The organism is Cupriavidus sp. UBA2010 (assembly GCF_002335265.1).
Lineage (GTDB): Bacteria > Pseudomonadota > Gammaproteobacteria > Burkholderiales > Burkholderiaceae > Cupriavidus > Cupriavidus metallidurans.
On record NZ_DDCI01000008.1, the window covers coordinates 133,890 to 156,773 of the forward strand.

Annotated in this window: 19 protein-coding genes and 1 pseudogene; 6 read left to right on the plus strand and 14 right to left on the minus strand. The window is 66.0% G+C overall.

Annotated features, from left to right (window positions below; all coding sequences use genetic code 11):
• Positions 1 to 2: 2 nt before the first annotated feature.
• Genes B2246_RS02995 through B2246_RS03010 form a run of 4 tightly spaced genes read right to left on the minus strand, consistent with a single transcriptional unit; the run spans position 3 to position 4,829 of the window.
• Positions 3 to 974, minus strand: coding sequence for a Bug family tripartite tricarboxylate transporter substrate binding protein (locus B2246_RS02995; RefSeq protein WP_286881780.1), 972 nt, complete (start codon positions 972 to 974; stop codon positions 3 to 5).
• 44 nt (positions 975 to 1,018) lie between these two features.
• Positions 1,019 to 2,260: a CaiB/BaiF CoA transferase family protein gene (locus B2246_RS03000; protein ID WP_286881779.1), complete on the minus strand. Its 1,242-nt coding sequence runs from the start codon at positions 2,258 to 2,260 to the stop codon at positions 1,019 to 1,021.
• Between the two features lie 25 nt (positions 2,261 to 2,285).
• Positions 2,286 to 3,647, minus strand: a complete 1,362-nt coding sequence (locus B2246_RS03005) for an MmgE/PrpD family protein (RefSeq protein WP_286881778.1) — start codon at positions 3,645 to 3,647, stop codon at positions 2,286 to 2,288.
• A 15-nt stretch (positions 3,648 to 3,662) separates the two neighbouring features.
• Positions 3,663 to 4,829, minus strand: coding sequence for an acyl-CoA dehydrogenase family protein (locus B2246_RS03010; RefSeq protein WP_286881777.1), 1,167 nt, complete (start codon positions 4,827 to 4,829; stop codon positions 3,663 to 3,665).
• Positions 4,830 to 5,046: 217 nt separating this feature from the next.
• Here B2246_RS03010 and B2246_RS03015 point away from each other — a divergent pair, with 217 nt between their 5' ends.
• The 4 genes from B2246_RS03015 to B2246_RS03030 all read left to right on the plus strand — a co-directional run bounded on the left by B2246_RS03015 (position 5,047) and on the right by B2246_RS03030 (position 9,985).
• On the plus strand, positions 5,047 to 6,102 hold the full coding sequence (locus B2246_RS03015) for a MaoC family dehydratase (protein WP_008643269.1): 1,056 nt from the start codon (positions 5,047 to 5,049) through the stop codon (positions 6,100 to 6,102).
• Between the two features lie 104 nt (positions 6,103 to 6,206).
• Positions 6,207 to 7,202, plus strand: coding sequence for an HpcH/HpaI aldolase/citrate lyase family protein (locus tag B2246_RS03020; protein WP_286881776.1), 996 nt, complete (start codon positions 6,207 to 6,209; stop codon positions 7,200 to 7,202).
• A gap of 374 nt (positions 7,203 to 7,576) precedes the next feature.
• Positions 7,577 to 9,067 carry an aldehyde dehydrogenase gene (locus tag B2246_RS03025; RefSeq protein WP_286881775.1) on the plus strand — a complete coding sequence of 497 codons (1,491 nt, stop codon included), beginning with the start codon at positions 7,577 to 7,579 and terminating at the stop codon, positions 9,065 to 9,067.
• A 36-nt stretch (positions 9,068 to 9,103) separates the two neighbouring features.
• The gene (locus tag B2246_RS03030; RefSeq protein WP_080709796.1) at positions 9,104 to 9,985 is read left to right on the plus strand and encodes an NAD(P)-dependent oxidoreductase; all 882 of its coding nucleotides are present in this window, start codon (positions 9,104 to 9,106) and stop codon (positions 9,983 to 9,985) included.
• 77 nt (positions 9,986 to 10,062) lie between these two features.
• On the opposite strand, the gene B2246_RS03035 is transcribed toward B2246_RS03030, so the two are convergent.
• Positions 10,063 to 10,821 (minus strand): IclR family transcriptional regulator, encoded by a 759-nt coding sequence (locus tag B2246_RS03035; protein ID WP_049799804.1) that lies wholly within the window; start codon positions 10,819 to 10,821, stop codon positions 10,063 to 10,065.
• Positions 10,822 to 11,143: 322 nt separating this feature from the next.
• Here B2246_RS03035 and B2246_RS03040 point away from each other — a divergent pair, with 322 nt between their 5' ends.
• Entirely contained in the window at positions 11,144 to 12,127 is a 984-nt protein-coding gene (locus B2246_RS03040) for a tripartite tricarboxylate transporter substrate binding protein (protein WP_286881774.1), read from the plus strand.
• A 154-nt stretch (positions 12,128 to 12,281) separates the two neighbouring features.
• Complete coding sequence (locus B2246_RS03045) at positions 12,282 to 12,800, plus strand: DUF1697 domain-containing protein (RefSeq protein ID WP_286881773.1); 519 nt, start codon at positions 12,282 to 12,284, stop codon at positions 12,798 to 12,800.
• A gap of 115 nt (positions 12,801 to 12,915) precedes the next feature.
• Here the strand turns inward: B2246_RS03045 and B2246_RS03050 are convergent, their stop codons facing one another.
• The 9 genes and pseudogenes from B2246_RS03050 to B2246_RS03090 form a co-directional block, all read right to left on the minus strand.
• Positions 12,916 to 13,752: a carbon-nitrogen hydrolase family protein gene (locus tag B2246_RS03050; protein ID WP_080709798.1), complete on the minus strand. Its 837-nt coding sequence runs from the start codon at positions 13,750 to 13,752 to the stop codon at positions 12,916 to 12,918.
• Complete coding sequence (locus B2246_RS03055) at positions 13,749 to 14,630, minus strand: serine hydrolase (RefSeq protein WP_035883481.1); 882 nt, start codon at positions 14,628 to 14,630, stop codon at positions 13,749 to 13,751. Before B2246_RS03055 ends, B2246_RS03050 begins: the two co-directional genes overlap by 4 nt.
• Before the next feature lie 9 nt (positions 14,631 to 14,639).
• Positions 14,640 to 16,070 (minus strand): hypothetical protein, encoded by a 1,431-nt coding sequence (locus B2246_RS03060; protein ID WP_035883482.1) that lies wholly within the window; start codon positions 16,068 to 16,070, stop codon positions 14,640 to 14,642.
• Between the two features lie 108 nt (positions 16,071 to 16,178).
• Complete coding sequence (locus B2246_RS03065) at positions 16,179 to 17,153, minus strand: Bug family tripartite tricarboxylate transporter substrate binding protein (protein ID WP_286881772.1); 975 nt, start codon at positions 17,151 to 17,153, stop codon at positions 16,179 to 16,181.
• Positions 17,154 to 17,226: 73 nt separating this feature from the next.
• Complete coding sequence (locus B2246_RS03070; protein ID WP_035883484.1) at positions 17,227 to 18,660, minus strand: N-acyl-D-amino-acid deacylase family protein; 1,434 nt, start codon at positions 18,658 to 18,660, stop codon at positions 17,227 to 17,229.
• A gap of 41 nt (positions 18,661 to 18,701) precedes the next feature.
• On the minus strand, positions 18,702 to 19,076 hold the full coding sequence (locus B2246_RS03075; protein WP_029309585.1) for a RidA family protein: 375 nt from the start codon (positions 19,074 to 19,076) through the stop codon (positions 18,702 to 18,704).
• A gap of 65 nt (positions 19,077 to 19,141) precedes the next feature.
• A pseudogene (locus B2246_RS03080) lies at positions 19,142 to 20,443 on the minus strand (D-amino acid dehydrogenase); the annotation flags it as partial.
• Between the two features lie 69 nt (positions 20,444 to 20,512).
• Complete coding sequence (locus tag B2246_RS03085) at positions 20,513 to 21,424, minus strand: LysR family transcriptional regulator (protein ID WP_186426588.1); 912 nt, start codon at positions 21,422 to 21,424, stop codon at positions 20,513 to 20,515.
• A 109-nt stretch (positions 21,425 to 21,533) separates the two neighbouring features.
• Positions 21,534 to 22,829 (minus strand): hypothetical protein, encoded by a 1,296-nt coding sequence (locus tag B2246_RS03090; RefSeq protein ID WP_035883487.1) that lies wholly within the window; start codon positions 22,827 to 22,829, stop codon positions 21,534 to 21,536.
• Positions 22,830 to 22,884: the final 55 nt, after the last annotated feature.

Consider the following 22,884-nt stretch of genomic DNA (forward strand, 5'->3'; position numbering starts at 1 on the left):
TGTCAATCCACCTTGACGTTGGCGGCTTTGACCGCGTCGCCCCAGCGTGTGACTTCGGCGCGCACGAAACGGTTGAAGTCGGCAGGCCCCATCGTTTCAGGAATCGCGCCCAGTTCACCCATCGCCTTGGTCCACTCCGGGGTCTTCGAGATGCGGATGATCTCCGCGGACAGCTTGTCCGCTACCGGTTTGGGCAAGTTCTTCGGCGCCACGACCCCGATCCATGGGTTGCCACGGAAGCCCGGAAAGCCTGATTCGGCGATCGTGGGCACGTTCGGCAGCGTCGACACCCGCTGTTCGCTGGCCACGGCAAGCGGTCTCAGCTTTCCGCCGCGAATCAGCGGCTCCGCAATTGACACCACTTCGAACATCACCTCCACCTGCCCGCCGACCACGTCGGTCATCGCGGCGACGCCGCCCTTGTAAGGGACGTGGGCGAGATTGATGCCTGCCGTCTGCTTGAACATTTCCATCACCAGATGATTGGTGACGCCGTTCCCGCCGGATGCGTAGTTCACCTTGCCCGGATGGAGCCTGGCATAGGCGACCAGATCCGCCACGGTCTTGAACTGCGAGTTCGGATTGACGACCAGTACCAGTGGAAAGACCCCGATCAGTGCCAGCGGCTCGAAGTCGCGCACGCTGTCGTAGCGCTGGTTCTTGTAGATCCAGCCGTTGACGGCCATTGGCCCGCTCGAGGTTGCCAGCAGCGTGTAGCCGTCCGGCTTCGCGCGCGCGACTTCTTCCGCAGCGAGCCCGGCACCCACGCCCGGCTTGTTCTCGACGTAGAACGATTGTTTGAGCGACGTCGATAGCTGCTGCGCCAGCTTGCGGGCAATCACGTCAGTGGTCTGCCCCGCCGGAAAACCCACCAGCACCTTGACCGGTTTCTCCGGGTAGTCGGCGGCAGCGGCGGGATGCATAGCGGCAAGCGTCAATAGCAAGGCCGTCAGTGCGGTTCTCGCGAAGTTCATGTCCTGTCTCCCTTGTTGCTTGTTTTTTGGTTGTCTTGTGTTTTCTAGCGAACGGCTTTTGTCTCCCGCAGCCCCTTGATGTCCCGTTCGGTGTAGCCCGTGGCCAGCAGGATTTCCTCGGTGTGCTCGCCCAGCAGCGGCGCGCGCCGACGTACCGCGCCAGGGGTGTCGCTCAGCTTGATGGGCACGCCGGCGATCTTCACCGGTCTGGCCGAGCCGGGCTGTTCGACGTCGACCAGCATCTCGCGCACCGCGTAGTGCGGGTCAGCAAAGATCTCCGCGGCGGTGTAGACCGGGCCGAACGGCACCTTGCCGCCGAGAACGGCAGCGATCTCTTCCTTCGTGCGCACGGTGGTGAATGCTTCGATCGCGTCGATGACCTGCTGCTGGTGCTGCACGCGGGCTGCATTGGTGGCGAACGCCTCGTCGGTGGCCATGTCCGGGCGGCCGATGGCGATGGCCAGCTTTTCCCAGAATGCGTCGGTGGCGCAGGCAATCGAGACCTGGCCGTCGCGCGAGCGGAACAAGCCGAAGGGGCACAGCAACGGGTGGCGGTTGCCTTCGGGCGCTGGCACCGCGCCGGTGTAGGACGTCTGGTAGACGATGCGCTCGCACATGGCCAGTACCGCATCGGTCATGGCCACGTCGACGAACTGGCCCTGTCCGGTGTCGCGCGCGCGGTGCACGGCGGAGAGAATGCCGATGCAGAGCATCAGCGCAGGTATCGTATCGCCGACGCCCGGGCCGATCTTCGTGGGGGTGTCCCGGTCGGGGCCGGTGATGCCCATCATGCCGCCCATCGCCTGCGACACGACGTCGTAGGCAGGCCATTGCGCGTAGGGGCTTTCGCCGCTGCGTGGGTCGCCGAAGCCGCGTACCGTGCCATAGACCAGACGCGGATTGGTTTTGCGCAGGATTTCGTACGACAGGCCAAGGCGCTCCATGACGCCGGCCCGAAAGTTCTCGACCACCACGTCGGCGCTGTCGATCAGCTTGCGCAGGATCTCGCGCCCGGTGCTGCTCTTGAGGTCCACTGCGATCGAGCGCTTGTTGCGATTGACGCTCTGGAAATAGCCGCCGAAGTCGCGCAGGGTGTCGTCGTCACAGAAGGGGCCGGTGATGCGGGTGCCGTCACCGGTCATCGTTTCCACCTTGATCACGTCCGCGCCGTGATCGGCCAGCACCTGGGTGCAGAATGGTCCGGCGAGCATCTGCGTGAGGTCGACCACACGCAGGCCGACAAGGGCGCCGGGGGGGTGGGTCTGGGTGTCTGCGTGGGTTTGCATGCGTGGGGCTCCGAAGTGTGGGGTATCAGGCGGCGGCATCGGCGAACCAGTCATGCAGGCGCGGGTAGAGAGCGGCGGCTGGCAGCGTGTCCAGCGCGGCGACGAAGGTCCAGAGTGCTTCTGCACGGGCCTGGCCCAGCAGGGCGCCGGCCTTGGCCTTGAGCTTGGTGGCCTTGGTGTCGTAGGGCACCGGGGTGCTGAGATCGACGTGGCGGGACAGTGTCGCGCCGCTCCGGGTCAGCACCGTCGCATGGCAGGCGGTGTCGGTAATCGCCGGGTCGGGACGGATCTCGATGCGTCGCGCGAGGTCGGTCAATGCGGGGTCCTGGCAGCAGGTATCGGAGAACGACGCCAGCGATGCCGTGTCCACACCGGCCAGTACCATCGCCCCGGTCAGCGCGAGGCTGAACTTGGCCTCCAGGCCGGTCGCGGGCTGCGCGATGCAGCAGACCGGCAGCCATTGAGGTGCGATGGCCAGCGTGACGTGCTCGACGTCACCGGCCGTCAGGCGATGCTGTTCGCGCAGGCCGTGCAATGCCTCCAGCGCAGGATGCGTGCCGTGGCAGCACGCATGGAACTTGTACTGGACGTCGACAAAGCGGAAGGCTTCGTGTAGCCCATCAAACGGATTGTCGAGGCAGCCCTGTCCGGCGCCATGTGTGGTGGCGAAACCGCCGGCGCATTCAATGGCGTCAGGGCGGGCGACGAATCCCAGGGCTGCGAGGGTGGCGGACTCCACGCCCGTGGACGCCGCCATGCCTGCATGGAACGGCTTGGCCATCGTGCCAAACTGGCACTTCAGCCCCGACGCGCGCGTGGCTGCGAGACCCAGCGCGTGGGCCGCGCGTTCCGCATCGAGATCCAGCAGCCGCGCGGCAGCTGCGGCGGCGCCGAAAGCGCCTGACGTGGCGGTCTGGTGGAACCCGGCGTTGTAGTGCGGGCGTCCCAGCCATCCGCCGACGCGGCAAGTGACTTCCACCCCGGTCAGGAACGCTTCCAGCAGATCCTTGCCGCTGGCCTGCCGCTGTTCGGCCACGGCCAATGCGGCGGGCAGCACGGCAACGGTGGGATGGCCGACGAAGTCGAAGTGCGTATCGTCGTAGTCGAGCGCGTGCGCGGCTGTGCCGTTCAGCATCGCGGCCGCGCGGGCGGGAATGCGCGCCGGCAGGCCGATCGCGCTCGCTTGCGCGGTGCCGCCTTCGCCGCTGACCAGCTCGCGCACGGCCACGCTGACCGGTTCGCGGGCACCCGCGATCGCTACAGCCAGGCAGTCGTAGACGGACAACCGCGCCACGTCGAGTGCGGCGGCCGGAAAGCGCAGGGCGCGGTCAACCGCGATGCTGGCGGCGAGGGCGGTAATGCCGGTGGCAGGCATGTTCGAAGTCATCGCTTGCCCCGGAGATCAGGCTGCAACCTTGCCCAGCATGGCATCGGAGATGATGCGCATCTGGATCTCGGAGGTGCCTTCGAAGATCTTGGTCAGACGCGCATCGCGCCAGTAGCGCTCAGCCGCGAAGTGCGTGGTGTAACCGGCGCCGCCATGGATCTGCAGCCCTTCGCTGGTCACGCGCTCGCACATCTCGCTGGCGAACAGCTTGACCATCGACGCCTCGGTGTCGGCGCGCACGCCTTCGTCGATTTTTTCGCACACGGTGTAGAGCAGGGCGCGGGATGCTTCGATCTGCGTCGCCATGTCGGCTAGCTTGAATCGGATGGCCTGGAAGTTGCCGATCGAGGCGCCGAACTGGGCGCGGTCCTTGGCGTACTGGATCGAATCCTCGAGGCTGCCCTGGGCCAGCCCGATCGAGCGGGCCGCCGTGTGGGCGCGCGCCGTTTCCAGTCCGGCGGTGGTCAGGTAGAACGCCTTGCCTTCCTCGCCGACCATGCTCGAGTGCGGCACGCGGCAGTTGTCGAACGCCAGTTCCCAGGTGGTCCAGCCGTGGTAGCCGATCTTCGGGATGACGCTGCCCTTGACGCCTTCGGGCAGTTCGCCGCGCGGCTTTTCCACCAGGAATGCGGACAGGCCCTTGTGGCGCGCCTTCGGGTCAATTACGGGATCGGTGCGGCAGATCACCAGGATGAAGTCGGACTGGTCGGCGAACGTGCACCAGTACTTGTTGCCGGTGATGAGCCAGTCGTCGCCATCGCGCACGGCGCGGCAGGAAATGTTGGCCACGTCCGATCCGGCATTCGGCTCGGACAGCGAGAACGCACCCAGGAATTCGCCACGCGCCATGCGCGGCAGGTACTCGGCCTTCTTCTCGGGCGCCAGGCCCTTCAGCGCGCCGATCAGGCCGTTGCCGCGGGCGATCAGGCTGCCCACGCTCATCCAGCCACGCGAAAGCTGCTCAGCCACGAGGCAGTACTCGTAGGCGCCCAGCCCAAGGCCACCGTACTCCTCGGGGATCAGGATGCCGAAGTAGCCAAGCTCGGCCATCTCGTCGATCAGGTCACGCGGGATCTGGCCTTTTTCAGGGTCCAGCTTGTTGGCGATCGGCAGCACGCGCTCCATCGTGAACTGGCGCGCTGCCTCCTGAATCATGCGCCGCTCTTCGGTCAGTTTTTGCATCGACGACTCCTCACTTTCGCATTGGTTCGTTTTGTATGTACGGACATAATAATCAGGGTGCCCGGACTTTTGCAAGCGAAACTGTCGAGGCTGTTACGAAGTTAAGCGCGATTTATGCGCGGTATAGCAGCCTATACGCGGCATCGGCGTCAAAGATCCCGGTTGACACTCGCGATTTTCGTTGCAATTATGTGCGTACAAACAAAACGGAGTGGAAATGGAGAAGTGCCGCAGCGGTAACTATTTCGAGGACTTCCGGGTCGGCATGAAGATCAGGCATGCCACGCCGCGCACGCTGACCGAAGGCGACCGGAGTCTGTACATCGGGCTGACCGGCAGCCGGGCGGCGCTGTGCACGGCCGAGACCAATGCACGCGATCTGGGGATGGAGCGACGGCCGCTGGAAGACCTGCTGGTGTTCAACACGGCGTTCGGCAAGACCGTGCCGGATATCTCGCTCAATGCGGTGGCTAACCTGGGCTATGCGGAAGTGCGCTTTCTCGCCCACGTGTATCCGGGTGACACGCTGGCGGTCGAGTCCGAGGTTATCGGCCTGAAGGAGAACACCAGCCGCAAGAGCGGCGTGGTCTACGTGCGATCCATGGCGCGTAACCAGCATGGCCGCGAGGTGCTGAGCTGGGTGCGCTGGGTGATGGTGCACAAGCGGGACCACGGTGCGGCGTGCGCGGAAGCGGTGGTGCCGGCCACGCAGATGGTGGTGCCGAGCGCATGGATGCGTCGCAACGACTACACCGCGCGCGTTCGCGAGATCACGGCGATGACCGGCTTCGCGGACCTGTGGGACGACTACGCAGTGGGCGAGCGCATCGACCACCCGGGCGCGATGACGATCAACGACAGCGACCACAGCATCGCCACGCGCCTGTACCAGAACACGGCCCGCGCGCACTTCGACGGTCATGCCATGGCGGCCGGCGGTGGCCGGCGGTTGGTCTATGGTGGCCACATCATTTCGGTATGCCGCGCGCTGTCGTACGACGGACTGGAGAACGCGCTGTCGATTCTCGCCATCAACGGCGGCAGCCACGTGAATCCGACCTATGCCGGCGACACCATCGCCTGCGCGACGCAGGTGATCGAGACACTCGACCTGGGGCAGGGCCACCTCGGTGGTCTGCGGCTGCGCATGATCGGCGTGAAGAACGCCAGCGCGGCATCCATCGCGTTCCCCGCGCCCGGCGAGGGCCGGACCGCACATCCATCCAGCGTGGTGCTGGACCTGGACTACACCATCGCCATCCCAAGGCGGTAATACCCGGGCGCCAATGCCGAGGCGGTAACGACAAGGGGCGGGGTGATCCCCGGCCTGTCCGACCCATCGAGAACACGACACACGACACACACGAGAGACAAAGCATGACAACCGCGACACACCCGAGAGATGCCCTGTTTGCCGGCGAGAAAGCCTTTCCCGCGCTGGCCGCCTGCGAGCACTTTGCCGGTAGCGAAAAGCTGATCGGCAAGGCCATGGACCTGCAAGTGGAGTACGGTCCGGTATTCGACGTGACCTGCGACTGCGAGGACGGTGCCGCCACGGGGCAGGAACGCGAGCACGCGGAAATGGTGGCGAGGATGATCGCCTCCGACCGCAACCGCTTCGGGCGCGCCGGCGCGCGGATTCATGATCCGGCGCACCCGGCCTGGCGTCAGGACGTGGAGATTATCGTCGGGCAGGCTGGCAGCCGGCTGGCCTATATCACAGTGCCCAAGGCCACGCGTCACGAGCAGGTGGCGGAGGTCATCGCGTTTATCCGCGAGACCGGGCAACGTGCCGGGCTGGAGCGGCCGGTGCCAGTGCACGTGCTGATCGAAACCCACGGCGCGCTGCGCGACGTGTTCCCGATCGCCGAGTTGCCGGACATCGAGGTGCTGGACTTCGGCCTGATGGACTTTGTCAGTGGCCATCACGGCGCGATTCCCGCTGCGGCGATGCGCAGCCCGGGCCAGTTCGAGCACGCACTGCTGGCGCGCGCCAAGGCCGACATGGTGGCTGCGGCGCTGACCAACGGCATCGTGCCTGCGCACAACGTCTGCCTGAACCTCAAGGACGCCGACGTAATTGGCGCCGACGCCAGCCGCGCGCGCAATCAGTTCGGCTTCCTGCGCATGTGGAGCATCTATCCCGCGCAGATCCTGCCGATCGTCAACGCAATGCGCCCGGACTTTGCCGAGGTGGAGGACGCTGCCGGCATCCTTCTCGCCGCGCAGGATGCCGACTGGGGACCGATCCAGTACAAGGGCGAACTGCATGACCGCGCCACCTACCGCTATTTCTGGGAGGTGCTGGAGAAAGCCCGGGTCACGGGCATGGCGATGCCCGCGGAGGCGGAACGCCGGTTTTTCGCTGCCTGACTTTCGCTACTCGACTTTCGGTATCCGACTTTCGCTGCCTGGCCTTCACTGCCTGATGCAGCGGTACCGGCGCCCCGCGCGACCAGATTGGCCGCGCCCGGGCGCCGGTTGTCTTTTTGCCTGTCGCGCCTTGTCCTTCGGCTTTTCCTGGTGTGGTTGACGCATCCAGCCTCGCTGCCCCATAATTCTCGTCAGCAGAATTATCGTTCTTCTAGATAGAACAGAAGGAAATCTGCAAAAAGGAGACGCGACCGCAGATGTCCATTGCGGCGCAACGTCACGCCGGTTGTGAGCAGCGGCTTCGAGGCATTCTCGTCAGCACCGTCATCCGGCGTGCCGTACTCCTGGATTTCACAATCATTGGAGTCACGCAAATGCAGGATCAATCAGACCAGACCCGCGCTCTTTGGGTCGACGGCGTCAGTGTTTTCACCCCCGCGCGCACGTTCGATTCCGTCAATCCCGCCACGGGCGAGGTGAACTGGCAGGTCGCCTTTGCCACGGCCGAGCATGTGGCGGGTGCCGTCGCGTCCGCCAAGCGGGCGGTCAATGATCCGGCGTGGCGCAAGATGCTGCCCCACGTGCGGGCCGGCATCCTGATGCGGATTGCCGATGCCATGACGGCGCGCGCCGACGAGTTCGCGCGGCTGCAGATGCTTGAGAACGGCAAGGTCTGGTCGGAGTGCCGGGCCCAGGCCCTTTCCGCGGCCTCGACCTTCCGCTTCTATGCCAGTGCCTGCGAAACCCTCGGGTCGGAAGTGACGCCGTCGCGCGGCAACTATCTGTCGATGACGGCCTATGAACCCTATGGCGTCGTCGCCGCGATCACGCCGTGGAATTCGCCGTTGACGATGGAAGCGCAGAAGGTGGCCCCGGCCCTGGCCGCCGGCAACGCGGTGATTCTGAAACCCTCGGAAGTCACGCCGTCGGGCGCGCTGCTGCTGGCGCAGGTGGCGTTCGAGGCGGGCTTGCCCAAGGGTCTGCTCAACGTCGTCACCGGCGACGGCAGGGAGACCGGTACGGCGTTGGTCGAGCACCCTGATGTCCGCATGGTGTCGTTCACGGGCGGCACGGCCACCGGGCGCAGCATCGCCGGCATTGCGGCGCAGCGGCTGATCCCCGTTGCGCTCGAACTTGGTGGCAAGTCTCCGCACATCATTTTCGAGGACGCGAATATCGACGCCGCGATCCATGGCGTGGTCGATGGCATTTTCGAAGGCAGCGGCCAGTCGTGCGTCGCGGGGTCACGGCTCTTCGTGCAGCGTTCGATCTACGACAAGGCCGTGGGTTTGCTGGTCGAGCGCGCCCGCGCGTTGCGTGTTGGCCTGCCAGACGTCGCGGGCTCGCAACTGGGCCCGCTCGCGGGCTTCGCGCATCGGGATCGCGTAGAGCGCTTCGTCAGCATCGCGCGCGAGGAAGGTGGCCAGATTCTCGCTGGCGGCCGCCGGCCGCCCGAGGCGGCGCTGCAGGCTGGCGCGTTCTTCGAGCCGACCGTGATCGGTGGGTTGTCCAATAGCGCGACTGCCGTGCAGCAGGAAATCTTCGGGCCGGTGCTCTGCGTCCTGCCTTTCGATGGCGAGGACGACCTGATCGTGCAGGCCAACGACTCGGCCTTTGGTCTTGCCTCGGGCATCTGGACAGCCAACTACCAGCGTGCCTGGCGCGTGGCGCGGGCGCTGGAGACCGGACTGGTCTGGATCAATACCTACAAACAGTTGTCGATCGCCACGCCGTTCGGCGGCTTCAAGGACAGCGGCATCGGGCGGGAGAAAGGCGTCAACGGCGTGCGCCTCTACCAGCAAAGCAAAGGCATCTACTGGAGCATGGACGAGAAGAACTTCCCGTCCGACGGGGCCCTGGCCTGACGTCTACCAGTTTCCAGATCAGGAGCGCATCAAATCATGCAGGCAATCAAGACTATTGGATTTATCGGTGTTGGCGTCATGGGCGAGCCTATGTGCCGCCACCTGGCGCAGAAGAGCGGAGCTGCCGTCCTCGCGTGCGACCGCGATGGCGCACCGCTGGCGCGGCTGGCCGAATGCGGCGTGCGCGCCGCGACGATGGCGGAGGTCTCTGCGCAGGCGGACATCGTCTTCCTGTCGCTGCCCTCCGGCGAAGTGGTCGAATCGGTGGTGCTGGGCGAAAACGGCCTACTGGCCGGTGGTCGCGCCGGTCAGATCATCGTCGATCTGAGCACATCCACGATGAACACGGCACGCAAGGCTGCCGAGGCCTTGGCGGCCCGGGGTATGAAGTTTGCCGATGCGCCGGTCATGCGCACGCGTGCAGCGGCCGAAGCCGGCACGCTGGCAGTGCCGGTGGGCGCCGACGACGCGCTGTTCGCGCTGGTTGCCCCGTTCATCCGCATGTTCGCCTCGGATGTCGTCCACGCCGGTGGCGTGGGCGCGGGGCAGGTCGTGAAGATCCTCAACAACATGGTGCTCTACGAGACCGTGCTCGCACTATCTGAAGCGCGTGCGATCGGCGTGCGCGCCGGTCTCTCGCCGCAGGGGCTGTTCGAGGCGCTTTCCATTGGTTCAGCCGACAGCTTCGCGCTGCGCAATCACGGCATGAAGGCGATTGCGCCCCAGGTCTTTCCGGAGCGCGCATTCCCGGTGACCTACGCGCGCAAGGACATCAGCTACGCCGTAGCGCTGGCCGACCAATTGGGTGTGGAAGCCACTGGCGCGAAGAACCTGATGAACTGTCTCGATCAGGCCATCGAGGCCGGCCACGGCGACAAGTACGCACCGGCCATCAGCCTGGTATTCGAAGGCAAGTAACCCGGGGACGAAAGCGGCGCAAGTCGCTGGCGTGGGGGCTCTGGCCACGACGTAAAAGCGTGGCCAGAGCGTGCCGATCAGGCGCGGCGCTTCGCGGCTTTTGGCGCATCCGGAGCGGCATCGTCCGGCCAGCGGCCACCGAGTGCCTGGGTTGCCCTGCTGGCCGCTTCGAGCAGCAGGTCCGTCATGCGGTTCACGGCGAGCTCGGAGAAGCGCTCGAGCGGACCGGACAGGGAGAGGGCGCCGAGCAGCGTATTGCCAGGCCCGAATACGGGACTGGAGATGGCGCCGCACAGCGGATCGCGCTCGCCGAACGAGGTGAACACCACCGGGGTGTCCGCGGTGGCGGGCGCTCCGGCGCCATAGGCAATCAGTACCTTGCCGGGCGCGCCCTTGCGCAGGGGTAGGACGTCTCCGACGCGCACACGGTCGAGCGTGGAGTGGGAGGAGTCGATGCGCAGCAGGCAAATGCGGTTGTCCGGACCATGTGGCACATGGAACGACGGGCTTTCGGTCCCTTTCGACACCAGCCATTCCATGACCGGATAGATGGCCTCCTGCAATCCGTGACTTGCCTCGAAGGCGCGCCCGAACAGAAAGGCCAGCGAGCCAAGCGTGTAACGCTTGTCGGGCCGTTGCACGACCAGGCTGCTCCGTTCGAGCGAGGCCAGCAGACGTAGCAGCGTGCTCTTGTACATGCCGGTCGCCCGTGCCAGGTCGGCAAGGGTCTGCGGCGCGCCAGCCTGGGCCAGCGCAACAGCGATGGCAAATGCGCGGTCGACTGCCGCAACACCGTCGGTTTGACCTGCAGCCGCGTCGGGAGGAGTTTGCAACATGTCTGAAGTGGAAGAAGTGAAAAGACAGGGTCGGCGGGCTACACAGCGCTGGCTGCCGACTGGCTGCCATGGGCTCAACAGAATACCGGTTCTGCCGCAAAGGCACGTTGCCTCGTGGCGGCCGCAAATTTTAGCTTGGCGCGCTCCCGTAGTGGGCGACTTCTGATCCATTATTCGGCTAGAATTCTGCGTAGAAGAATAAATATTCCGTTTGGCGGAACAAGTCAGTTGGATCGCGGGCTCCATGTCCAATTGGCGTTCCAGTTGTTTTTGAACAGGCGATACCCATCGCCCACCGCAAGAAGCAGTTAGGAGACTTAGGATGAATATTCGCAATCGGGTCGCGGGCTTGCTCGCCTGTCTTGGCGTGCTTTCCGTTTCGGGCACTGGAGCCGCGAACGCGGCGGACGCTCCGGCATTTCCGACCAAGCCGGTGTCGATCGTGGTGCCGTACGCCGCCGGTGGCGCCACCGACATCATTGCGAGGCTGATCGGCAAGCGTCTGGGCGAAGTGTGGAAGCAGCCCGTCGTCGTCGTGAACAAGCCCGGCGCTGGGACTGTGCTCGGCGCGGGCTTCGTGGCGAAGTCTCCGGGCGATGGCTACACCCTCTACATGACAACCGCCGCCCATACCATCAGCGGTAGCCTGTATCGGTCCCTTCCCTACGACCCGGTCAAGGACTTCGCGCCGATCAACCTGTCGGCGATCGTCCCGCTGGTGCTCGTGGTCGGACCGACCGTCCCCGCCAAGGATCTCCCCGAACTGCTGGCGTACGCGCGCAGCCATCCGGGCGCGACGTATGCCTCGCCCGGCAACGGTTCACCGCAGCATCTGGCGGGCGCGCTGTTCAAGTCGAAGGCTGGTCTGGAGCTGACGCATGTCCCCTACAAGGGCGATGCGCCGATGCTGTCCGACCTGATGGGCGGGCAGGTGCAGATGGCGTTTGTCACGCTGTCATCGGCGCTGCCGCATATCAAGTCCGGCAAGCTCCGCGCGATTGCGCTGGCCCATTCGAAGCGCAGCCCGACGTTGCCGAATGTGCCGACGTTTACGCAGGCTGGCCTGCCGTTCCAGGCGGCCACGTGGTTCGGTCTCTTCAGCCCGGCAACCATGCCGTCCGGCCTGCGTCAGAAGATCAACGAGGACGTGACGCGCATCGTGGCGGAGCCCGCCACGCGTGCCAGCATCGAGGACCTAGGCGGCGACGCGGTGAACGAAGGACCGAAGGAGTTCTCGGCATTCATCGCTAGCGAGAGCAAGCGCTGGGCCGAAGCGGTGAAAGTCTCGGGCGCGCAAGTCGACTGATTCGTCGACTGATCCGATGCTCGGCGGGCATCGCAGGCAACGGGCGATGCCCCGCGCCTTCAGTGGCGCGACGCCGCAGGAAGGGGCCTGGTGGGCGTAGACTGCGTGTCACGCCAATCGTGAGCGGCTGCCCGGCAGTCAGCAGGAGATCACCATGCCCCGATACGTCGCCTTTCTTCGCGGTGTCAGTCCGATGAACGCCAGGATGCCGGAGCTCAAGCATTGCTTCGAAGCGGCGGGCTTCTCCGAGGTGCGAACGTTGCTGTCCAGCGGGAACGTTGTGTTCGACGCGCGTTCGGCGTCCATCACAGCGCTGGAGCGACGCGCCGAGAAGGCCATGCACGCGGAGTTGGGTCATAGCTTCGGCACGTTCGTTCGGCCCGCTGGCTATCTCCTGGACCTGATCGAGGCCGATCCGTTTGCCGAGTTTGACCTGGCGCCCGGGGCCAAGCGGGTCGTCACATTTCTCCGCAGTCCGGTGGCGCCCGAAATCGCACTGCCAATCGAGCGCGACGGCGCCAGCATTATCAAGGCCAGCGCGGCGGAAGTCTTCAGTGCATATTTGCCGGACCCGAAGAAAGGACCGGTGTTCATGACGCTGCTTGAGCGTTCGTTCGGGAAGGACATCACCACGCGCACGCTGGACACCGTCATCAAGTGCGCGCGAGCCTAGAGACACGATCAAGCGATTCTGGCGTACTTGTATTGTCTGCGACCGCGCGTCAAGCCAGCACCGCTTTGCTTCAGTTCCTCAACTTGATAGCGTCTCTTGGACGCGAGGCCAGGGCTCAGCCTGCGTTCCGAATGCCGCCGAAATACAGGTCCGTGCGGCGATGCTCCCATGCCGGCAGCGCCTCGCGCAGGCCGGCCACGCGCTCTGTATCGAGTTCGGCGGTGATGAAGCCGGTGGTGTCCGGCATACAGGCCAGCACGGTGCCCCAGGGGTCGATGATCATGCTGCGCCCCAGGCAGGGCAGGGCGGGTCCCGGGCCGCCGATCTGCGCGGCGGCAATCACGTAGCACTGGTTTTCGATGGCACGGGCCCGCAGCAGCGTCTCCCAGTGGTCGCGTCCGGTGTGCACGTTGAAAGCGGCGGGCACCAGCAGCACGTTGGCGCCGCGGGCGCGCAGGGTCCGGTACAGCTCGCCAAAGCGCAGGTCGTAGCAGATGCTCAGACCCAGGGTCAGGCCGGCAGCGTCCACGGTATGCAGGCCGTCCCCCGGCGCGAAGTCGGCTGACTCGCGATAGGGTTTGCCATTCACCACGGCGTCGTACAGGTGCACCTTGCGATATCGTGCGGCAATGCCGCCATCTGGCGCGAACGTGATGCCGCTATTGCCGAGGCGGGTCTCGCCTGGCAGGCGTTCATGCATCGAGCCCAGATGAATCCAGCAACCGGTGCGTTGCGCCAGCGTGGCGATGTGCTCGGAGACGGGGCCCGGAACCGCGCTGGCGGCCGCCTGTAGCGCGTTGGCATCGCCGCGGACATCGCTGTACTCCGGCGTGACGATCAGTTTCGCGCCGTCCGCCGCCGCGGCAAGAATCCAGTGTTCGAGCGCTGCCAGGTTGGCCTCGCGGTCCTGCCGGCTGTCGATCTGGATGGCAGCGACTTTTATCCGCATCATTCCGCTCCGTTCTCGTCTTGCGGCACGGCAAGCACCTGCGCCACGATCCGCGCCGCTTCGGCCAGCCATTGCGCGCCATCGCCACCGTGCAGCGTCTGCGCGGTGCGCGCGTCCGTGAAGCCGTCGGCCAGTACGGCCAGCACGACGCTGTAGGCGCCTACGGTCAGAATGCCGGCGTCGTGACGAAGGCCGGGCAACTGTCCGGTCTTGTTGGCCAGCATGGCACCGGCTGGCAGCGCCGCGCCGAAATGGGCGCGCTCGCGCTGATCGGCCAGCAGCCCCAGTGCGAAGTCACGCAGCGGGGCGGGCAACGATCCATCACGCAGCAGCCAGCACAGCGAGGCCGCAGCGTCGCTGGCGCTCGTGAAGTTGTCCAGCCCTGCGGCGCGCGCGGCGGCGTCCATCATGCGACGCTGCAGCCGCGTCTGCCTGAGTCCCGCGCGATCGCACCAGTCGTTCACGCCCTCGAAGCCGAGCAGTTCGATCAGCGCATTGGTCGCCAGGTTGTCGCTCAGCACGATCATCAGCCGCGCCAGTTCCGCCAGCGTCAGGCTCTGGACACTGGGCAATTGGCTGAGGATGCCAGTACCGCCCACCCGCTCGAGTCCGTCCAGAGAGAAGCGTTGCTCAAGCTGCAGATGACCCTGCGCCACCTGTTCCAGCAGCGTGAACAGGATCGGCAGCTTGATGATGCTGGCCGATGGCTGCACGCGCTCGGCCTCGCGCTCCAGCACCACCTTGCCATCGGCAAGCCGCAGGCTGATCGCCACACGTGCCTGCGTGCCGGCCAGCAGCGGTGCCAGCGCGGTTTCTACCCGCGCGCGAAGCGCGGCCGCATCGGGAATCCGGTTACCTAGCGGAAATGCCACGAGTTCCATATCGCCTCCTCAGACCAGCAAGAAGAACAGCCCAGAGAACAGACAGAGATTCACGATGATCACCGCCCAGCCGTTGTAGAGCATGTACTTTAGCTGGGTCGAACGGGCCAGGCCCATCTGTCCGAACATGTCGGAGGTAGGGAAGGGGCCGAACCAGTCGATCTGCGAGCTGCCAAGGATCACGGCGGTGGTGGCCGCGGGGCCGACGCCGGCGGCGGCCAGCAGCGGGCCGAAGATCTTGGCCGTGAATGTCATCTGCGCGACTGCCGCGCCAGGGATGTGTCCAATCACGTTGAACCACAGGATGATCACGCACAGCATGGCGCCGCCGATGCCTGCCAGGTGCGGGCTGGCGATGTCGAGCAGTGCGTGGTAGGCGTTGAGCTTGTCCACCAGCACCAGCACGGGGTTGAACAGCCAGAACAGGAAGAAGATCCAGATCAGCTTGCCCGCACCGGCATACATCGCCTGAAGGATGGCGCGCGGACCCATGCCGCCGGCCAGGCCGGTGGTGGCGGCCAGCGACACCATGACGATGATGGCGAAGGCAAAGCCGGCCTTGACGATCACGCCAGCCGTGGCCAGCCCGATGATGGTCAGGCAGAACGCCCACGCGGCGCGAACTGCCGTGCGCGGTGGCGTGGCGGACAGGTCGAACGCGGCGATGCCGTTCTTGGCTTCGTCGTACTGGTGCTCGGCCTCGGTCATCTTCTGGATGCGGCCCGACATGAACCAGCCACTGGCAAGTGTGGCCGCCGCCATCGGGATGCCGGCCACCATCAGGTATTCCGGGTAGCTCAGTCCGGTCAGCCCCAGCACGGTCACGACGTTGGGCGTGAACGGTCCGAGCACCAGGCCGGCGGAACCCGCGGTCTGGAACAGCGCGGCCACCGCGGGCGGCGACAGACGCACCGCCGCGGCGATCGGGATCACCACGGCGGCGATGATGGCGTTACCGCCGGCCAGCGTGCCCAGCGCGCCGCAGATCAGCGTGGAGGTGACCATGATGCCGAGGCGCACGCGTACCTGATTGGACAAGCCGATACGCCGCACAATGGCGCGCACCAGTTGCTCGGCGGCGCCCGTGCGCGAGGCCACCTCGCCCACGCCGGCGCCCAGGACGATGATCAGGCCGACAACCGCGATAAAGGAGCCGAGCGAGTCGGCCAGCAGTTTGCCCATGCCCACCGGCGTCGTGCCGGTCATGATCGCGCCGAGCACGATGGCGGCGATGGTCGACAGCACGATGTCAACGCCGAGCAGCGCGATGATGGCGAACACGAGCACGGGCGTCAGGCCCCAGAGGTTCGTCTCGCCGGGCATGGCCAGGTGCGTGTAGAGGGCGATTGCCAGACCCACCACGAACACCGCGATCGCCGCGACGCGCCGGCCCGGTTGCAAGTCTGATGAAGTGGGGGCTTTGCTTGCTACTGATGTCATGTGACGACTCCTGCCTGCTTTCGTCTTATCTTGTTTTGTATTTCTGGTCGGGCAGGCCTCTGCCGGCGCTGCCCGCTCCCGTCCCTGTGCCTGCGATGTCCGTGAGGCTTACTGCGGCGTGATGCCAGCCTTGCGGATCACCGTGCCCCAACGCTCGTATTCCTGACGGATCTGGCGGGCAAAGGCATCCGGCCCGACCGAGACCGGGAAGGCGCCGGCATCGACAAGGCGCTGCCGCGTGTTGGCATCGGCCAGCGCCGCCTGGAAGGCTTCCACCAGGCGGGTGCGAACCTCCTGCGGCAACTTTGCCGGCGCTACCACGCCATACCAGGCGCTGACGTCATAGTCCTTGTAGCCCTGCTCGGCGAAGGTCGGGACGTCGGGCAGCTTGTCGTTGCGTTGCGTGCCGGTGATGGCGAGCGCGCGCAGCTTGCCCGCCTTGATGAATGGCAGGGACGACGGGAAGTTGTCGAAGATAACCTTGACGTTGCCGCCGATCGCATCGTTGAGCGCCGGCGCCGAGCCCTTGTACGGCACGCTGATCATGTTGGCGTCGTTGAGTTGCAGGAACCAGGCCATGCCAAGGTCGTTGATGCCTCCGGCACCGGCGTTGGCGTAGCTTTCCTTGCCGGGGTGCTTCTTCGTGTAGTCCACGAACTCCTTCAGCGTGCGGGCCGGGAAGCCGGGGTGCACGCTGAGGATGTTGGGGCTGCTGACCAGATTGACGACCGGCGTGAAATCCTTGACCGGGTCATAGGGCGGCTTGGCCAGCAGATGCGGCGCGGTGCCGTGCGTGCTGACCGTGGCGAGGCCGAGCGTGTAGCCATCGGCCTTGGCGCGTGCCACGGCATTCATGCCGATGGTGCCGGCCGCGCCGACGCGGTTGTCGACCACGATCTGCTGGCCCAGGATCTCCGAAGCCTTGCTGGCAACGATACGTCCCACGACGTCGGTCGGACCCCCGGCGGAAAAGGGGATGACCAGCGTGATCGGCCGGTCGGGATAGGCGGCGTGCGCCAGCGTGGCGGTGCCCAGCGCGATGGCGCCGAGGACAGGCGCCAGAAGGAAGTGTCTGCGTTTCAAGTTGGGTCTCCTCGTGGTTCTTGTCGGGATGGATGTTGTCGGGGGCAGCGGGCCGGTACTCCGGTCGTCCGGCTCAGTGGCGCAGGAACTGTCCGGCGGCGGCGCCGGTGGCGCCATCCGGGCCCCAGACCTGCACACCGTTGACATAGACCGCATCGATGCCGGCCGACGGCTCGCACGGCTGCGTGTAGTCGGCGCGGTCGATCACCTGTTCGGGATCGAACAGCACCAGATCGGCGGCGTAGCCCACTTCCAGCACCCCACGCCCGGGCAGGCCAAAGACCGAGGCGGGCAGCGACGTCATGCGGCGCACCGCGTCCTCGAGCGTCAGCAGGCCCAGTTCGCGGGCGTAGTGGCCAAGCACGCGCGGAAAGCTGCCCCAGAGCCGTGGGTGGGGGTAAGGGCCGGGAATGCCATCCGAGCCGATCATCGTGCGCGGGTGAGACAGCACGCGGCGCAGGTCCCCCTCATCCATCTGGAAATAGATCGCGGTGGCCGGCCCGAGCCGTGCCGCCGCTTCCTCCAGCGATACATGCCAGTCGGCGGCGATGGCCGACAGGTCCCGGCGTGCCTGCTCGGGATGCGGCTGCGAACTCGTGACGATGATCCGTTCCGCCTCGCCGACGAACTCGGGCAGCAGCACCGTGGAGCTGGCCGTATAGGGGTAGACGTCGAGGGATACGTCCTGGGTGGCCAGCGCCTTGTCAATCAGGCTCAGGGTGACGGTGGTCTTGCCGAAGTTCTTGCGCCCGATGCATTTGTGGTGCGAGATCACGACGGGCAGCGCGGCTTCGCGGCCGATCTCCAGCGTTTCGCCGACGGCCTCGACGACCTGATCGCGCTCGCTGCGCATATGGGTGGTGTAGATCGCGCCCGGGTGACGCGCGGTCACGCGCGCCAGGGCCACCACTTCGGCGGTTGGTGCCGCGCGGCTTGCCGGATAGCTGAGGCCGGTGCTCATGCCCAGGCCGCCATCGCTCAGCGCCTGGTCGAGCATCGCGGCCATCGCCTCGATTTCCTCGGCGGTGGCGGCACGCGTGGTATCGGTCATGGCACCCGCGCGCAGCGTGCTGTGGCCCACCAGCAGACCGACGTTGACGCTGGGTGGCGAGGCCTCCAGCGCGCGCCGGTAGTCGGCGACGGAGGGAAACCGGTAGTCCGAGACCTCACCCAGCAGCATCAGCGGCTGCGGCAGGCCGTGGGTCGGCGTTAGCGGCGCGATGCTGATGCCGCAGTTACCGGCAATCACGCTCGTCACGCCCTGGCTGGTCTTGGCCGGCATTGCAGGCGTATTGAGCAGGGCGCTGTCATCGTGCGTGTGCACGTCGATGAAGCCGGGCGCCAGCACGCGACCGGTTGCGTCGACCGTATGCGCGGCCTGCCAGCCGGAGCAGTCACCGAGCGCGACGATGCGTCCGTCCGTCACGGCCAGCGCGCCGGTACGACGTGTGGCGCCGGTACCATCGATCAACGTGGCGTTGGTGAACAACAGGTCGCAGGATGGCATGGGATCAGTCCTTCGGTGATAAGCGTTGGCGCGGGGGCGACTCAGCCGAGTGCCGCGTAGGCGAGGATCTCGACCAGCATCTCGGGCCGCCCGAAACCCACGGTCACGATGGCCGCGCGGTTGGGATAGGGTGCCGGAATCATCTCCGCATAGACCCGGTTGAAGACGGCGAGATCGGCACGGTCGGTCACATAGACGATGACCTGGGTCAGGTCGGCAAGGCTACCACCGGCAGCATCCAGAGTCTGCTTCAGGTTCTGCAGCGTCTGGCGCGCCTGCGCTTCCATGCCGCCTTCCACCACGTTGCCGTCGGCGCCGGTCGGGATCTGCGTGGTGAACAGGATGCCGTTGCCCAGTACTGCCCATTCGACGGGAGCAGCGGATCGAGGCAGGCCGGTATCGATGATCTGTTTCATGGTGTCTTGTGCGGGTATCGGTGTGAGAGGAAACGATGTTGGCCCGGTATCGGCGCGCCAGCGCATCAGCGCATCAGCGCGAACGCAGAAGCATCCAGCGGCGAGGGGCGGCCGGCCATGGCGTCGGCGAGCAGCGCGGCGCTGCCGCAGGCCAGCGTGAAGCCCAACGCGCCATGACCGGTGTTGAGCCACAGGTTGTCGTACGGCGTGGCGCCGATCAGCGGCTTGCTGTCTGGCGTGGCCGGCCGGCCGCCGCACCACGAGGTCGCTGCATCGAAGTTCGCGCCGTCCGGGAAGGTTTCGCGTGCCTGCCTGGCGAGCAGGGCGACGCGACGTGCATCGGCACGGGGATGGCGGCCAATCAGGTCGACCATGCCGGCGATGCGCAACTGCTCGCCCAGACGGGCGTAGACCACCTTGTAGTGCAGGTCCGTCACGCTGATGGCAGGGGGATGATGGTGGCCCGGTTGGGTCGGCGCGGTCAGGCTGTAGCCGGTCAGCGGATACAGTGGCAACGTCACGCCAAGCGGCGCCAGCATCGGCACGCTCTGCATGCCGGCGGCGACCACGAAGGCGTCGGCCTCGATGTCGCCCGCATCGGTGCGCGCGGCCACCACGCGTCGCCCTGCGTGCCGCAGCCCCGTCACCCGCGTGCCACAGCGGAAGCTCGCGCCAAATCGGCGCGTGGCGGCCGCGGCCAGGCCAACGGTGAAAGCATGGCAGTCACCAGCTTCCTCGCTAGGGGTGTGGATGCCGCCGGCCAGCTTGTGCTGCAACGAGGCCAGGGCCGGTTCGAGCGCCACGCAGGCCGCGGCGTCCAGCGCCTGCTGGCGACTGCCGAGCGAGGCCTGATATTCCAGTTGCCGCCGGGCGCCGTCGAAGGCAACCGGATCGCGATACACCACCAGCTTGCCATTGCGCTGGTAGTTGAAGTGCAGCGCCTCGCGCTCGACCAGTTCATGCACGCCATCGCGGCTGAGTTGGCCCAGCCCGAGCAACTGCGCGGTGACTTTCTTGGCCACGCCGGTGCGGCAGGCACGCAGGAACTCGAGGCACCAGGTCCACTGGCGCCAATCAAGGCGAGGAACGAAACGCAGGGGCGAGTTGCGGTCGAGCAGCCATCCCGGCAGCTTGGGCAGCACGGCCGGGTCGGCCAGCGGCGCCACGTAGCTGTAGCTGAGTTGCGCGCCATTGGCCAGGCTGGTTTCCTGGGCCAGTTCGTCGCGCGCTTCCAGCAGGGTAACGGTATGCCCCTCGCGCGCCAGATAGTAGGCGCTCGCGACGCCAACCACTCCGCCACCCAGTACGCATACCCGCATGTTTCTCTCCCCACCCTTGAAAATGACCTGCCGCCCGCAACTGCGGGCAAGGCGACAGTGTTGACGAGAGCGGGGGAGCGTTCAAATGACCTTTAGCGCATACCCTATAACCTGAGGTTATCCAGACCGGCCCGGCAGCGCCGCCTCGAACTGGGATCCGAGGATCGCCAGCAGGGTGTCGTGGGCGTGCGAGGACGCAGCGCCGTCCGCGTAGATCGCGGCCACGCCTACCGACAGGGCGGGCTCCAGCGGCCGGATCAGCAGTTCCTCGCCGCTCGCGCGCTGCGAGAACTGAGCCGTGAAATGGTCGACCAGAGCGTAGCCGACGCCGCACTCCGCCAGCGCCGCGGCCACGTAATAGGTACGCGCCTCGATCATCGGCGTGCGCTCCTCGAGCCCGAGATCGCGGAAGGCCTGGGCGATCAGGCCGCCCAGCGGGTCGCTGTTGCCGATGCCGATCCAGTGCTGATCGTCGAGCGCGGCCAGTTGCACCGGCCCATGCGGCGGCGCGTTCGAGGCGGGGCCGAGGTAGACGACCTCCGCCTGCCCCAGCGCGCTCGATGTCACGCCAGGGCGCGGGGCCGGGTCGAATACCACGGCGATGTCGAGTTCGCGCGACATCACCAGGCCCTGCAGTTCGTCGCCATGCCGTGTCTCGATTTCCAGTGAGACGCCGGGGCAGCGCTGGCGAAACTCTCGCACCGCCTGCGGGATCAGGCTCAGGCCCAGGCTGGGCAGGCAGCCAATGCGCAGATGGCCCTCGGGATGGCGTCGCAGGTTGCGCGCGAGCTGGCGCACGTTCTCCAGGTTGGCGAACAGATGCACCGTTTCGGCGTGCAGCAATTGCGCCTCGCGCGTGGGCAGCAGCCGGCCGTGCGCGCGGGTGAACAGCTTGAAGCCGAGGTCGCGTTCCGCGTGGGCCAGCACCTTGCTGGCGGCGGGCTGGGAGATAAAGAGCAGTTCGGCGGCCCGGCTCAGAGAGCCGGTACGCATGACCGCATGGAAGATTTCAAGGTGACGCAGGCGCATGGCGCGGGGGCTGGATCGACGGCATTGCGCCGCAGTGTAGCGGACAAGTGGCCGAAATACCCCCGTTACCGCCGTTACCCCCGTTTTGGGCAATGCTCCCGGCCGATGCTTACGCGGGATCGACCAGCGCGGCGACATCCAGCGCGTACATCTGCCGGTTGCCGTCGTGGATCGAGTCAATGCACACGCGCTTGCCATCGCGGCTCCAGCGCGGGTGCAGGTCGCAGCGGTTTTCCTTCTTGAGCGTCGGGCTCGTGTAGAACGAACCGATGTCGTGGCGCACGCCACTGGGCACGTGATACAGAAACAGGATGCGCTCGTTGGTCTGCGCGTCGGGGTAGGTATCGCTGAGCAGCCAGTCGGGATGCGTGCGGGAGAACGTCATATGGCCGTTCTCGGTCAGGACGTCGGCCCCGATCACCGTGACCTCGCCGTCCGCGCGGTCCTCGTACAGGTGATAGTGGATGCTGCCGGCGTGCGGACCCCAGACGATGATGTGGGTGTCGTCCTTCCACAGCGGATGCGAGATCTGGTACTCCGATTTTTCATAGTCGAAGGTACCCACGGCATTCGGATCGAAATGCGCCGCCAATTGCGGTAGCGGGTGGTCCGAGCACTCGAGCAGCCGCATGTCGGTGCCATCGGGGTTCACGGTGATCAGCCGATGCAGGAAGCAGGTCTCGTCCTCGACCCGCTCCGTCCAGCGGTGCAGGAACAGCACGCGCGACGACGACGGATTGATTTCGATATGGCTGACCCAGTGGATCGCCTTGTCCATCGACGGAACCGGATGGAAGTTGCGCAGCGTGTCGTAGCTGACGATTAGCCGGGACATGCCGGTCGCAAGGTCCATCACATGGATGCCATCGCGCGCGGGGGCCAGATCCAGTTGGGGGAGGGCCCGCAGCGAAGCCTCGTCGCTGTAGCCGATGGTCTGGTGCGTGACGTAAAGCCTGCGGTAATCGATGCACAGCGCGTAGCGGCTGTCCGGCGCCACCACGTAGACCGGCATCGGCAGCGGGCGCGAAACACCGCTGGCGACGTCATGGATGACCGCGCCGAGGCACGGATAGAAGGCGGATTCGTCGTCGGTGCGGCAGTTGTAGATCAACTGCCTGCCGGGCGCGCCATCGAGCCACTGCAGTTGGGCGCCCATCTGCCAGTTCCATGCGGTGGTCTGGCCGACCTTCTGGAAGCGGTCGTCGTCCTGGGTATCGAAGAAGCCGATCTCGGCGATGAGGCCGGGGTGCAGGTCCGCGTCGGCCATCGGCACGCGCTGCGCTAGCACGTAGCGGTCGGTGCGATCCCAAGTGCTCTTGTTGTAGTAGCCGAAGAAGTGATGGAGCTTGCCGTCACCCAGCCGTCGGCACGGCAGGGGATGGTGTTCGATCTTGTCGTGATGCATGGTCAGCCGGCTTGATGGGCGTGGAATCGGTATGAGGTTGGCGTTGTGATTATTG